General features: G+C 57.4%; 8 protein-coding genes. 3 read left to right on the forward strand and 5 right to left on the reverse strand.

Annotated features, from left to right (window positions below; all coding sequences use genetic code 11):
• Nucleotides 1-449 precede the first annotated feature (449 nt).
• Nucleotides 450-1,394, forward strand: coding sequence for a LysR family transcriptional regulator (locus ACN0RV_RS18275; protein WP_417349892.1), 945 nt, complete (start codon nucleotides 450-452; stop codon nucleotides 1,392-1,394).
• Nucleotides 1,395-1,857: 463 nt separating this feature from the next.
• Nucleotides 1,858-2,502 carry a TorF family putative porin gene (locus ACN0RV_RS18280; RefSeq protein WP_417349893.1) on the forward strand — a complete coding sequence of 215 codons (645 nt, stop codon included), beginning with the start codon at nucleotides 1,858-1,860 and terminating at the stop codon, nucleotides 2,500-2,502.
• A 98-nt stretch (nucleotides 2,503-2,600) separates the two neighbouring features.
• On the opposite strand, the gene ACN0RV_RS18285 is transcribed toward ACN0RV_RS18280, so the two are convergent.
• The 5 genes from ACN0RV_RS18285 to ACN0RV_RS18305 form a co-directional block, all read right to left on the reverse strand.
• A complete protein-coding gene (locus ACN0RV_RS18285; RefSeq protein ID WP_417349895.1) occupies nucleotides 2,601-3,617 on the reverse strand; it encodes a response regulator in 1,017 nt (338 codons plus the stop codon).
• A complete protein-coding gene (locus tag ACN0RV_RS18290) occupies nucleotides 3,618-8,309 on the reverse strand; it encodes a response regulator (RefSeq protein ID WP_417349896.1) in 4,692 nt (1,563 codons plus the stop codon). It lies immediately after the preceding gene.
• Nucleotides 8,310-8,317: 8 nt separating this feature from the next.
• Entirely contained in the window at nucleotides 8,318-9,343 is a 1,026-nt protein-coding gene (locus ACN0RV_RS18295) for a DUF2860 family protein (protein WP_417349897.1), read from the reverse strand.
• Nucleotides 9,344-9,569: 226 nt separating this feature from the next.
• On the reverse strand, nucleotides 9,570-12,554 hold the full coding sequence (locus tag ACN0RV_RS18300) for an efflux RND transporter permease subunit (RefSeq protein WP_417349899.1): 2,985 nt from the start codon (nucleotides 12,552-12,554) through the stop codon (nucleotides 9,570-9,572).
• Nucleotides 12,551-13,336, reverse strand: coding sequence for an efflux RND transporter periplasmic adaptor subunit (locus ACN0RV_RS18305; RefSeq protein WP_417349900.1), 786 nt, complete (start codon nucleotides 13,334-13,336; stop codon nucleotides 12,551-12,553). Before ACN0RV_RS18305 ends, ACN0RV_RS18300 begins: the two co-directional genes overlap by 4 nt.
• A 188-nt stretch (nucleotides 13,337-13,524) precedes the next feature.
• Here ACN0RV_RS18305 and ACN0RV_RS18310 point away from each other — a divergent pair, with 188 nt between their 5' ends.
• Nucleotides 13,525-13,863, forward strand: a complete 339-nt coding sequence (locus tag ACN0RV_RS18310) for a hypothetical protein (RefSeq protein ID WP_417349902.1) — start codon at nucleotides 13,525-13,527, stop codon at nucleotides 13,861-13,863.
• The last annotated feature ends 13 nt before the right edge of the window (nucleotides 13,864-13,876 follow it).

Here is a 13,876-nt window from a genome sequence, read left to right on the forward strand (position 1 = left end):
ACCATCAGCATCGATGGCACCGAGATCGCCGGTCAGCCGGAGCGTGGCGGCGGCATCAACCCCAACCCCTTCAACGTGGTCGACCCCACCCGTAAGGGTGCCAGCCTCTATCGGGATCGCACCTTCGGCTCAACCTGCCGTCATGGTGTCCCTGTGGGCATTCGCAAAGTCTAAGGAGATGGGCTTGAACAGGGACGTTCAACTCTCATAGAAAAAATCCGGAGATTGTCTCCGGATTTTAAGGTCAAAAAGAGAATCAAAGTTCGAAAATATATCTAGATTTAAAATAGAAAAGCATTATGAAAAACCACCTCTACACCCACACTCATTCACCATTCATTTACTCTCACCAAGCTATTTTAAATACAAAGAGTTTAATGATTTAAACCAGGGAGACATCACCCGACCTGGCATGTTAATTCGCACTAGCCATTAAAAGGATTTGCAAATTGAAACTGCGTAACTTGGACTATCAATCCCTAGCGGTTTTTTATCACCTTCACATACACTTGAGCGCAGGAAAGGTTGCGAAAATCATGGGGGTAAGTAACTCATCGGTGAGCAGGCACCTCAATCTTCTAAGAAGAGACTTTAACGACGAACTGTTCCTTCGAAGATTTGGGAAGTTCGAGCCAACTCCAGTCGCAGATGAGTTGATGCCGCTAATCAGTACCATCTTGACCGACTATCAATATATGGAGTGTAAAATAAACAAAGTTTCCAGCAATGAAGAAAAAGCAAAGTTGGTTATCCATACGCCATCCTGGCTCAAGTACGATTTACTCAGAACATTGGAAAACGATTATCTTCACTCCGGGAACCTTATCGAATTTGATATTTACACCACCAGAGATGAAAGTATCAACAGCCTTCTAGAAGATGAAGCAGACATAGTTATAACTAATGCGATACCTGACAACAAGAAAATATCATTACATTCCCTAATGTTTCCGGACGAATACTACCTCATCGCTAAAGAAGGTCACGAAGCATTTAATAGCAAACACGATTCAATTACTCACGGTGGCCTGAGATATATTTATATGTCATTGTCTTCTTTTGACTCATCGTTAACAAGAGTTAGTCGTACCTCACTGGAGATCTTCAATGAACCCGATGCAATGTATGCTATTAACCTAATTGAGCGGAGAAACTACGCACTAATTACTCAAAACATTTATGTAGCAAGTTACCTCGCGAAGTTTTTTAAGGTCAAAGTGTCAACAAGTGATGCCATCCCTAATAATAAACCTTGTCATTCTAAAAACGAAGACTACTACATCTGTACCAACAAACTCCGAAGGGACGAACAAGTTATCAGCTTGACAAACAAGCTCCGAGAATCACTGAATATCAATTATCAATCCCTCAGAGATAAGCTCATACGAAACTAGAACAGGCAATCCAAATATTAATAATATACAGACACCATTATTAGACTCAACCTTGGCACACCCCTGAGCAGTTATTAGTCAGGGGTGATTTCTCACAACTCACTTACAAAGTACTCAACTTTGCACGCTTATGGAGCCATTAGTAATTGCACACCACCATCAAGAAAGCGTACATTTATTTCATTTTCTAACAAACCGCTTCAATAAAATCAATTTTTCGAAATCAAAAAAGTCCAACCAATCAATCAAAAACAAGAGAGTAACAAGAGTCAATGTTATAAATATCACAAATCACTCATGCTTCAGATGAAATATCCACGCCCCGCAATTACCGTTATATCAAACTTGCCCTTAGCCGGACCCGAGGCCGGAAAGCGCGAGTGATATCTAGCCTAAAGGCTCACACGCCGTGCCTTAGTCAGTTTACAACTACAAATTTCCGCTGGGAATAATGAGGAAAAAGATGAAGAAGATAATTGTACTCACTCTCCCCTTAGTAAGCCTTCAAGTTTCAGCTCAGGATATCTATTTCTCTGGTTATATGATGGGAGTGAGCAACTACTTGTGGCGAGGACAAAGCCTCAGCATGGACGAACCCTCCTGGCAATCCAGCCTCACTGTATCCCATGAGCTGGGACTATACGCCGGAGTATCTTACGAAACCTATCGTTATGATGATGGTATGGGTGGAGAGGTGAAAGACTATGAAACCGACTATTACGTAGGATATTACCAATCCGTATCAGATGAACTTGGTATCGGCATCAGTGCACTCAGATACACCTACGGTGATGGCGGCGACACTCAAGAGTATACGCTGACCGTCGACTACAACAGCACAAACGCCACGGTCAATTACGATGAAGATTACAAGGCTTGGTATGGAGAGATCAATCAAAGCTTTGCAATACTCAGTGACGCCACAATGGTCTTGCATGCTGGACTGTTTTGGGACTCCGAGTCTTATGGGTACGAAAACAGCGAATTCTATGATGTGGCAGTCAGGTTTAACTATCCAATTCTCGAAAACCTTGAGCTCATGCTAGAAGCCAGCTATCAAGAATTTGAAGATGACAACTACCTCTTTGGTTTTTCCTACAATTTCTAACTTCAAACAAGTAACGGGGCAATGCCCCGTTACAGTTTCCCCAGTAGGCGACAAGGCTGCCTGTTAGCCCCACCCAATCTAATTCTGCTTCATCCACTTCAGCCACTGAACTGATCCCTGACCTCCAGGATCTGAGGCAGGCACTGATGGAAGATGTCCACCAGAGCCGGATCAAAATGGATATTGGAGTGCTGGTCGATGAAGGCGACCGCGTCCTCCACGCTCCAGGCCGGTTTGTAGGGGCGCTCCGAGGTCAGGGCATCGAACACATCGGCGATGGCCACGATGCGCGCCGACAGCGGGATCTCCCCGCCCTTAAGCCCTTTGGGGTAGCCGGTGCCATCCCACTTCTCATGGTGAGCCAGGGCGATGTCCCTGGCCATGTTCAGCAGCTCGGAATCGTGGCCGCTGAGGATGTCGGCACCATACTCAGAGTGGCGCTTCATCTCCACCCACTCCTCTCCCTCGAGCCGGCCCGGCTTTTTCAGGATGGCGTCGACAATGCCGATCTTGCCAATGTCATGCATGGGGGAGGCATTAAACAGCAGGTCTATCCACTCATCGCTCACATCCAGTTGCTGGGCAATCAGCTTGGAGTAGTAGCTCATGCGGATAACGTGCATGCCGGTTTCATTGTCTTTATATTCCGCCGCCCGCCCCAGGGTCTGGATCACCTTCAGGCGGGTATGGGCCAGCTCTTCGGTCTTCTGTGCCACCTGACGGGCCAGTTCCCGGTTCTGATCGGACAGGGCGAGGTGGGTTTTGACCCTGGCCTTCACCAGGGTGGGGTTGATCGGCTTGGTGATGTAATCCACGGCGCCGATGTTCAGGCCGCGGGTCTCATCCTCCACTGCGATCTTGGCGGTCACGAAGATCACCGGAATGTAGGCGGTGGTGGGGTCCGCTTTGAGGCGCTCGCACACCTCATAGCCGTCCATCTCCGGCATCATCACATCCAGCAGGATCATGTCGGGACGGGGCTGCCTGGAGGCGATTTCCAAGGCCCTGGCACCTGAGGTGGCGGCCTTCACCTTGTAATCGTGGCGCAACACGCTGCTCAGCAAGTTGATGTTCTCCGGGTTATCGTCCACCACCAAGATTGCCGCGTTTTGCACCTAGCCCTCCTTAAGGGTCCACCCCTGTGTTTCCGCCAGTTGATCAAGCAGAATCAGTGCCTGCTGGAAATCAAACTGCTCCACCGCCTGGGCGATCTTCCCAAGGCGCCGGCGAATCCCGGGTTCCCGTGCATGGGCCAGAAGTTCATCCAATAACTCTACCGCTTCGGTGTCATCGTCCAGCAGCAACTGCCGCAAAGACTCCAGTTGCTCAAGGCGGGCCTGGGGATCGCACTCCTTCATTGTAGTCGGCCCCTGCGCCTCCGGACCCAAATAACCCGCAATGGCAAGACGCACCGGCTGCAGCTGTTTCTCCACCTCCTCGGCCATCACCATCAGTTCTGCATCACTCCGGGGGATCTGGCAGGCACTCTCCAGGGCTTCTGCGGCCTGGTACACCTGATTGGCCCCCAGGTTACCCGCCACCCCCTTGAGGGTATGGGCCAGCCGGGTGGCATCCTGGTTGCCGGTTTTCAGCCTCAGGGCAAAGCTTTCGGCAAAGGCCAGGTGGTCGGCGGCGAAATGACGCAGCAGTTTATCAATCAACCCGTGGTTGCCCTGGGTGACCGCCATCAGGTGATCTACCTCGATGTGGGGCGACAAAACGTCCAGCTTCTGCAGGGGCGCCTCCTCCTTGAGCATCACCTCCGACTCTCCCTTGTGGACCCAGCGGGCCAGGGTGGCGAACATCTCCTCAACGTCGATGGGTTTGCCTATGTGGTCATTCATACCCACCTCACGAGCCCGGTCGATATCCCGACTCATCACATTGGCGGTCATGGCGATGATGGGCAACGCCTCCAGCCCCGGAATGGCCCGGATCGCCTGGGTGGCCTGATAGCCATCCATCACCGGCATCTGCACATCCATCAGCACAGCGTCAAACTCCTGCCCCCGGTTGACCCGATCTACCGCCTGCTGGCCGTCGCCGGCCACCTCGACCGTCAGGCCATTTTGCTCCAGCAGTTCCCTGGCCAGATCCTGGTTAAACTCATTGTCCTCCACCAGCAGCAGATGTGCCCCCTGCAGCTGGCTCAGGGAGCGTTTCATCATGCTGCGCTTGTCCAGTTTGCGATTGGTGCGCAGCACCGCTTCCCCCCGGGCTTCTCCTATGGCATCGAGCAGGGTCGAGGGGGTGATGGGTTTACTCAGCACCCCATGAAGCAGCTGACCGTTGTCCATCCCCTCCTGCATCGCCTCCTCGCGGCCATAGGCGGTCACCATGATCACCTTGGGCTCCTGATCCAGCTTGAAGTTGCGCATGGCGCGAAGACAGCCAAACCCGTCCAGGTCCGGCATCTTCCAGTCGATAAACAGCAGGTCATAACGGCCCGAGGGCAACATGGCCAGCCCTCGCTCACCCCCTTCGGCGCTGTCGGTTTGAATGCCGAAATTCTCCAGCATGCTCACCAGAATGGTCCGTGCAGAGGGGTTATCATCCACCACCAGCGCCTTGAGTTGAGAGAGCCGCTCCGCATCAAACTGGGTGCGGGGTTCGGCGTTCTCCTGCATCTCCACCCAGGCGGTGAAGTTGAAGGCGCTGCCCTCTCCAGGCTTACTCTCTACCCAGATCTCGCCTCCCATCAGCTCAGTCAGGGTCTTACTGATGGTCAGCCCCAGTCCGGTGCCGCCGTACTTGCGGGTGGTGGAGCTGTCCGCCTGGCTGAAGGCCCGGAACAGCCTCTGGCGCTGCTCCCGATTCATGCCGATGCCGGTGTCGCGCACGGTGAACAGCAGCTGAGTCCGATTGTTGTGGCGCTCCTGCAGGCGGATGGAGATAACGATCTCCCCCTTGTCGGTAAACTTGATGGCGTTGTTGCCCAGGTTTGTGAGAATCTGCCCCAGGCGCAGGGGATCGCCAATCAGGGCCTGGGGCACATCAGACTCCACATTGAACAGCAGCTCCAACCCCTTCTCCTCCGCCTTCAGCGCAATGAGGTTGCTCAAATTGCTCAGCACGTCATCCAGATAGAAGGGGGTCTGCTCCAGGGTCATCTTGCCCGCTTCAATCTTGGAGAAATCGAGGATGTCGTTGATGATCCCCAACAGCGCCTCGGCAGAGCGATGCACCTTGTCGATGAAGGAGCGCTGTTTGCGGTCCAAATTGGTCTCCAGGGCCAGGTAGGACATGCCGATGATGGCGTTCATCGGGGTGCGGATCTCGTGGCTCATGTTGGCCAGAAACTCGCTCTTGGCCTCGGACGCCTGCTCCGCTTCCTGCTTGGCCTGGGCCAGATCCCGGGCCATGGTTTTACGCTGGGTGATGTCGCTGAACACCACCACGGCTCCGACGATCTCCTCCTCCTTGACCACAGGGTGGGTGGCGTACTCGGCGGAGAAGCTCTGACCACTGCGCCTTTTCAGCAGCACATCGTCCAGCTGCTCCTTGGAACCACGGCTCAGGGTCAGCCCAAGGGGGCTGGGCCTTGGTGGCCCTTCCTGGGCGGGCTCCAGCATCAGAAGAGGCTCCAGGGCCCGGCCCACCATCGCCTCCTCCTGATACCCCAGCATCGACAGAGCCGCCGGATTGACGAAGTTGATCCGGCCCTCCACATCGGTGCCAATGATCCCCTGCCCCACGGAGCCCAGCAGCAGCCGCACCTTCTCTTCGGAGAGGGATAGCTCCAGAGTACGCTGGCGCACCCGCTTATCCAGAGACGCCTTGGCCCGTGACAGGCGGCGATTGGCGTTCTTACCCAGACTCAGGGTAAAGAGGATGGCCACCACGGCGAAAAACAGGGTCACGCCCAGCACTAGGGAGAGGGTGGACTTGAGCGTGGTGTAGGAGAGCATCGCTTCGGTCTCATCCATCTCGGTGGCCAGGCCAACCCCCAAAGACTCGCTCCATTTCCACACCCCCACCACGGGCACGCCGCGGTAGTCTCGGTAGGGTTCCAGTGAGGAACCACTCTGTGCCAGGGAGATGGACTGGGCCATCTTGGTCAATGGCCTCTGACCCGATTCAGGAATGAAGCCCTGGGTCAGATCCCCGCCGGGATCGCGCACTTCGATGGCCCGGATGCTGGGCACCCCGGATGGGATCTGTCCGGTCTTTACCAGCATCTCTTCGAAGCGACTGCTGGAGAGCAGCAGGCCTTTACGCTCCAGGGCATAGGTTTCCCCGGTCTCCCCGACCCGGCCGGCGCCAATGATGGCATTGAAATCCTTTTGAGGATCCAGCCGCTCCGCCAGTACGGCGATCACCTTGCCGTAACGGTTGAAGACCGGGATGGCCACAAACATGGTGAAGCCGTGATCGGCGATGTCAGACGGCAGCGGTGGGATGAACAGGCTTTGTCCGGCCAGCAGCTGAATAAACTCCCCCGGACGGGCAGCCGCAATCAGATTACGTTCACCGATGGCCATATCCCGGGCCGACGCCAGGGTGGTACCATCGGGAGCGATGACGAAGAAGCCCAGGTCGCCGAGTATGGAGTTGAGTGCGGCAAGTTCGTGGCGAAGGGCCTGCTGCTCATCGGAGTTCAGCAACAGCTGGGGGTGACGGGGGATCTGCAGCAGACTCTCCACCAGGGCGATAAAGTCCGGCTTTTGCGCCACCAGGGAGAGTGCCTGCTTGCGGCCCTCGACCATGGATTCCAGGCTTTCGAGCACCGACGAAGCGATCACCTCCATGGAGATCTGGTTACGCTCCTCCAGCACCCGCCGATTGTAATCCATCATCAACAGGCTCATGGCGATGACGAAGGTGACAAACACCGCCAGACCGGTGACCACCAGATAACTGAATCTGGGGCTGCCAAACTGCAGTTCGGCCCGTTCCGAGTGGGCAAAACGCTGCATCAGCTTACCCATAACAAACAGGGCGGTGATGATGGCCACCAACAAGGCGGTCAACCAACGCAGGCTCTCGTAGGTGGTGAACTCTGGCTCCACATCACTGGCCGCCGAGTGCAGCCAGCGTCCCATGATCGCCCGCTTCTCCTCGGCGCTGACCGAGTCCAGCCCCTTCTGCAGTATGGACGCCAGCTCAGGCGCACTCTTGCGGACCAACATCCGCAGTGGGATGTCTTCGAAGGCGTTTTGGGGCATCCCTTTCAGACCACCAATCAGGGAGGCATTGAGGGTGTGCTCCACCGCAACCTGAGCCTCGAAGGTGGCATCGGCCTCCCCGTTGAGCACCAGGTTTATCGCCTCAAGCAGGGTATCGGCGGGCACCAGCTCAATATCGGGAAAGGCTGCCGCCACCCGGTTCCAACTGGTGTAGCCCCGAATCAGGGCCAGGCGTTTGCCTCGAAGATCCTCGAAGCTGCTGATCTGGGTGTTGCTCGACTTTACGTAGAGAAACTCCTTCACCATAAAGTAGGAGTTGGTGAATATGCCGAAGGTTTCCCGCTCAGGCAGGTGGAACAGCGCCGGAATGATGTCCAGCTCCTCGTCCTTCACCCCTTGCAGAATAGCCAGCCAGGGCCTGGACTCGTAGCGAAACCTCAGCCCGGTTCGCTTGGCGATGATGTCGAGAAAACCGGCAGACAAGCCCCCGGCCTGGCCATTGGGTTGTTCAAAAACGATGGGAGGCCAGTCCTCCACCGCCACAGTCACCACCGGATTTTGCGCCAACCAGGCCCGCTCGGCCATGGTCAGGGCCACCCGCCCATTGGTTTCTGGCACCGCATACGCGGACGGCAGCCAGACAAGGAGAATCATCAGACAAAGTCGTACCATTACTTCCATGCCGGCCCTCAGCGGAATCGGTACAAGAGTGTCAGACTGGCACCGATAAGATCAGAGTCGTAGAACTCTACTCTCGCATCGGATTCAAAATAGAGCAATCCCAATCTAATGTCCCATTGATTCAATCCCATAGGTTTGTGCCAGAACAGGTTGGCACCGAAGCCGTACTCATCGGCATCCGGTGGCTCGTCGAAGACAGGATTGACCGCGTCATGGTCACGGTCGCCGTAGTAACCGGTCACCGCGGCGCTGTAGTTGGCGCCCTCATAGAGGTAGGTGATCTGCATCCCCTTGCTCTGCCCCTCATTGGCCTGACCATAGATACTGCGCTGGGTAAACAGCAGGGCGGGGATCAGGCTCTGATTGTCACTGATCTGCCATAGGGCATTGAATTCAAACCGGTGATGGTCACCATCGCGACGGAGGTGGGCCTGCTCCTCCATGGTCAGTTCACCGTTGATGCGCAGCTCCTCTCCCGCCCGGTCCTTGTCCACATCGATGCGGCGGTAGGTGTAGCTTAGCCCCAGGGTTGACCCGGCAATGGCACTCCACCCCAGCCGGGCGCCCTGAGAGTCACGGTCCGTTCTGGTGCGTTTGCCCTCATCAAGAAACGGATCCTCCCACACTTCGGTGGGCAACGCCGAGATCACATAGCCAGCGGAGAGGATGCCCCACTCATCAAGGCTATGACGTATTCCAATCTGATGGGTGAGATCCAATCGCACCATGTCCTGCACCAGATTCCCCACGAAAAACTGGGTTTTCAGTCCCTCAAAGGTGTAACGCAGATCCAGCAGGATATCCGGAGAGGTGACGGAGTCGGAGCCCGGTGCCCTGTCCAGCCCCTGGCTCTGCTCGTTGTTCAGATCGACAAAACGGTTGCCGGTAATGAAGTTGGAACTGACGTCGTAATAGACCGCTCCTGCGCCCAGGTAACCGCTCCAGCCAGGCAGATCTGGCATGGAGAGCGGATCACCGGCGTACACAGGGGAGACAAGGAGAAGACCAGAGAGCAGAGTAAGGCGAGCGGGCATGGCAAAGGCTCCAGGATGAAGTGAGTATCGACCCTGGTTTGAGTATAGCCATCGCTCAGGAAGCCATTGCTTCAGATTGAAAAAATGACGCGACCCGCGGGTCGCGTCGGCCATTAGGCCGTGTTAACCTTTGCTGAGTATTTTGGCGCCAACATCCAGCCACTAAGGCCTCGATGTGTCGACGTTGTGCCCAAAATGAATGGGTACCTAGAGTGAGCAAAACGCCCTAGTCTCGACGCTCAAGCAACAGGTTGTAGCCCGCAGGCACCAGCAGCAACACCAGAGGCGCGGACAACAATACTCCCCAACCAATCACCAGGGAGATGGGCGACATCAGGTTGTCATAGCCGCCAAAGCCGTAGGCCAGGGGTAACAGGCCCGCCACCGTGGTCAGGGTGGTCACCATCATCGGGCGGACGCGGCTGGCTGCGCCCTCGAGCAGTTGCTTCCTGCGCTCCCGCGGGTCACCGGAGAACACCATGCCGTGATAGTGATAGAGCAGCACCAGGGCGTTATTGACCACCACCCCGGTCATGCCGATGATCCCCACCGCCGCAAAGAAACTCAGAGGTTTGCCGTGACTCCAGAGCACCAACAGAGAGGCGGCCACCGCCGCCGGAACCACCGCCAAGCCAACCAGAGCTTCTCCCAAACGATCAAACAGCAGGGCCATCAGCATGGCGATGGCCAGCAGCGCCAGGGCCATGGCAACAGCCAGTCCGGTCATCGATTCCCGGGTCTCCCTGGCCTGACCAGCGCTGTAGATGGACACCGACGGCTCTCCTCTGCCAGCAAAGGCGGCCATCAGCGCGTCTTCGGTGGCGATGGGGTCGGTGATGTTGGGATCCAGGCTGGCGGATACCCGAATCGCCCGCTCGCCGTTGTAGTGGTTGATCACTTCGTCTCTACTGGCGGAGTGCCAACGTACCAGGCGGTCCAGGGGCACCAGCTCACCGCTGTCCCCCCGAAGATAGAGATGGTTCATCTCGGATATCTCCCGGTCGTCGGGTTCCAGCACCACCCGATAGAAGATCTCCTCATCCTCCTTGAACACCCGCGTAACCCGCTCCCCCTCGATGGCCAGACGTATGGTCCTGCCCAGTGACTGGGTATCCACCCCATAGCGGCTTAGCCAGGGGTACACCGGATCCGCCTTCATCTGCGCCACTTCATCCGCCATGGACAGGTGCGGAGCGATCACCCCGGGCTGCTGCTCCAGCCACTGAACTATGGCCTCGGCCTGCTGCTGGCGGGCCTGATCGCTGCCGCCTGCTATCTGCAAGTCCACCGGGCGCGCCCCTGGAGGGCCACCGCTGTCGACGTCGTACTCCACTTCGAGAATTCCCGGCAGGGCCTGAGTCAGCGTCTGCCAACCCCTGACCACCTCTCCGGCGGTCACCTTGCGGTGCCCCGCTGGCGTCAAACTGACGGTCCAGTTGGCTTCACTCTCCCCTATCTCACCATACCAGCTCACCACCTCTTCGGTACCGGCCAGCATCCGGTCGATGGCCTGGGCGTTGGACCAGCTCTGCTCCAGGGTCTGATTGCCGCTCATCTGGGCGGAGATCTCCACCAGATAAGCCCCGTCTGTGGGGAAAAACAGCATGGGCAGCTGTTTCTGCAAACCCCAGGCCGCCGCCAGGGAACCCAGGACCACGGTGGCCAGCAGGGCCCGGCTGTGATTGAGGGCCCAGGCGATGATCGGTGTGAATGACTGCCCCACCGGCCGGGGTGAAGGCTGCGGCTTGGCCAGCACCGTCCTCATGTGGGCCGGGATAACGATCAGCGCATCGATAAAGGAGAACGCCAGGGCCACGGTAATGGTCAGGGGCAACACATAGAGCATCTTGCCCATCTGCCCCGGCAGAAACAGCATGGGCAGAAATGCCAGCATCGTGGTCAGTATGCTGACCACGATGGCGGGGTACACCTCCTGAACCCCTTTGCTGATCGCCTCGGTCACTCCCTCCCCCGCTTCCCGGCGGGCGGAGATGCGCTCACTGACCACCACAGCGTCATCGACGATGATGCCGATGATCAGGATCAGCGCCGCCATGGTGTAACTGTCGAGGATCTGGCCAGAGAGCAGCAGAACCGTCATGGTGCCCAGCAGGCAGAAGGGGATGGAAAACGCCACCCAGGGCGCCACACTGCGATTCAGGCAGAGGGAGAGCACCACCACCACCAGGGCCAGGCCGCTGAGGCCATTCCATTTGACGATGTCGAAGCGGGCTCGGATCTCCTCGGCGATGTCGAAGCCCACACTCAGTTGGTACTCCTCTCCGATTCTCTGACCTTCGCTGGCCAGCACAGAGCGCACCGCATCTGAGGTGGTCAGCACATCCGCCTCCTCGGTGGCGCGCAGATCAAAGCCGATGGCCACCTGACCATTGATGGTGGCGATGCTGCTGCGCCGCTCAAACCCCTGGGAGATGCCACCGCTGACGTCCTTGAGGGTCACCTGAGGCACACTTTTGAGCTGAAGACCCGCCAGTTCATCGGGCTGGAGCATCTGGGCCGAGGTGATCAGCTCCAGCTCACCCTGGGCCGTCTGCACCGCACCACCGGTGATCAGCACATTGCGTTTGGCGATTGCGTCGGCCACATCAATCAGGGTCAGCTGATGACGTTTAAGTTGTTCAGGCTCCAGCTCAATCCAGAACTCCCGATCACGCAGATCGATGAGGTGCACCTCACTGATCCCCTTGACCCGGCGCAGCTTCAGCTCCAGCAGCCGCGCCTGCTCCCGCAGCTCGGCATAGGGCTTGTCGGCGCTGATCCCCACCACCATAAAGTCCAGGTTGGAGGACTTGGCCACCCGGACCAGAGGGGCATCGGTCACCCCAGCCGGCAGGTTGGTGACCCGGTTGACCGCATCACGAATGTCCTGATAGACCGAGGCCACATCCTTGACCGACGGCTCCAGCTCGATGTAGATGCTGGAGGACCCGGAGGCTGAGCGAGAGGTGAACTTGCGGATACCGGCTACCGACAACAGCTCCTTCTCCAGCTTACCGGTGACGTTGGCCTCCACATCTTCGGCGGAGGCGCCGGGGTACTGGGTGGTGACCGTCACCTTGCCAAGATCGATGCGCGGTTTCTCTGCCAGGGGCAGACGGTAGAGGGCCAGTATGCCCAGAATCACCAGGCAGAGACTCATCAGGTTGGCCGCCAACCGGCGACCACAGAACCAGTTCAGCAGCGCCGTCATTGACCGGACTCCGCGGCGATGGCATCGAGGTAGACCTCGGCGCGGTATCCTGGCTGAATGCTCAGTTCGGCATTGTCCAGATCCAGCTCCGCCAGGTAGCCCTTGCCGTCACTGGTAAGCGACGGCGAGATGCGGCTGACCCTGGCCCCAAAGCTGCGCTCCAGGGCTGGAATGAACACCCGCATCGGGGTGCCCACCGCCAGGGACAGAGAGTCCTGCTCTATCAGCACCAGTTGAACCTTGACCCTGTCCATCTGCACCAACTCAAGCAGAGGGTCTCCGGCACCGACCCACTGCCCCTGCTCCACGAAGCGGGCAGACACATGGGCGGCAAAAGGCGCGGTTAAGCGGGTCTTGTCAAAGGCGCGCTGGGCCTGGGCCACCAGGCTGCGGTCGACCTGGACCTGGGCGGCGCTGACGCTGAACTTGCGCTGCTGTTCGTCCAGCTCACTCTCGGCCAGGGACTGCTTCCCTGCCAGCTCACTCATGCGCTGGAGTTGGCGCCTCTGGCTGTCGCGCTCTGCTTCAGAGAGCGCCAACTGCGCCTTGGCCATGTCCAGGGCCAGCTCGGCGTCTTCGGGATCCAGGGTCACCAGGGGCGCACCTGCCTCAACCCTGTCACCGATCTCCGCCCGGTAACTCTCCACCACCCCTTCACTCTGGGCACTGACCACCACCTGACGGCAGGCCTTCACCTCTCCCACCAGGTAATCGGCGCCCTGACTGACAAAGGCCGCCAGAGATAGAAAGGCGGCCCCTATGGCTCCCCTGGGATTGAGCATCTTGTTTTCCCCTGTTATTCATTCACAGGGTCAGTCTCTCCCAGAAGGCGTTGAAAAAACGTCAATGACCCATAGACGGCGATTCTGTGAACCAACTCCCGCCCAGAAGCAAAATACTCCTATTCCCGGGCCCCGGTTTGCTGATAGCATTTTCTGGCTGTTACCGATCTTGGACCGCTGACCCTGGAATGAAACGACTGATCCTGCTCATGGTTTTGACCCTGCTGAGCCAGACCGCCAACGCGGTGCTGGAGGGGCGTCATGTGCATATCGGCGCTGATCTGCAAAGCATCGAATTTCACTTCGATACTGGCAGCCATCACCACGATGGCGATCACGATGAGACCCAGGAGCACAGCCATTCAGACGGGGAGACCTGTCTGCATCATCACTGTCATGCCGGCCACCTGGCCATTGCCGTGACCTCGGCAACGCCGGACTCCGGCCCCCAGACTCAGCACTACCTCTACCTGCGGGGCTACCCAGACCCTAGGCCCAACGAGCTGCTCAGACCCCCAATCGCCTGATCCTGCCTCTGCC

Source organism: Ferrimonas sp., from assembly GCF_048263965.1.
GTDB lineage: Bacteria > Pseudomonadota > Gammaproteobacteria > Enterobacterales > Shewanellaceae > Ferrimonas.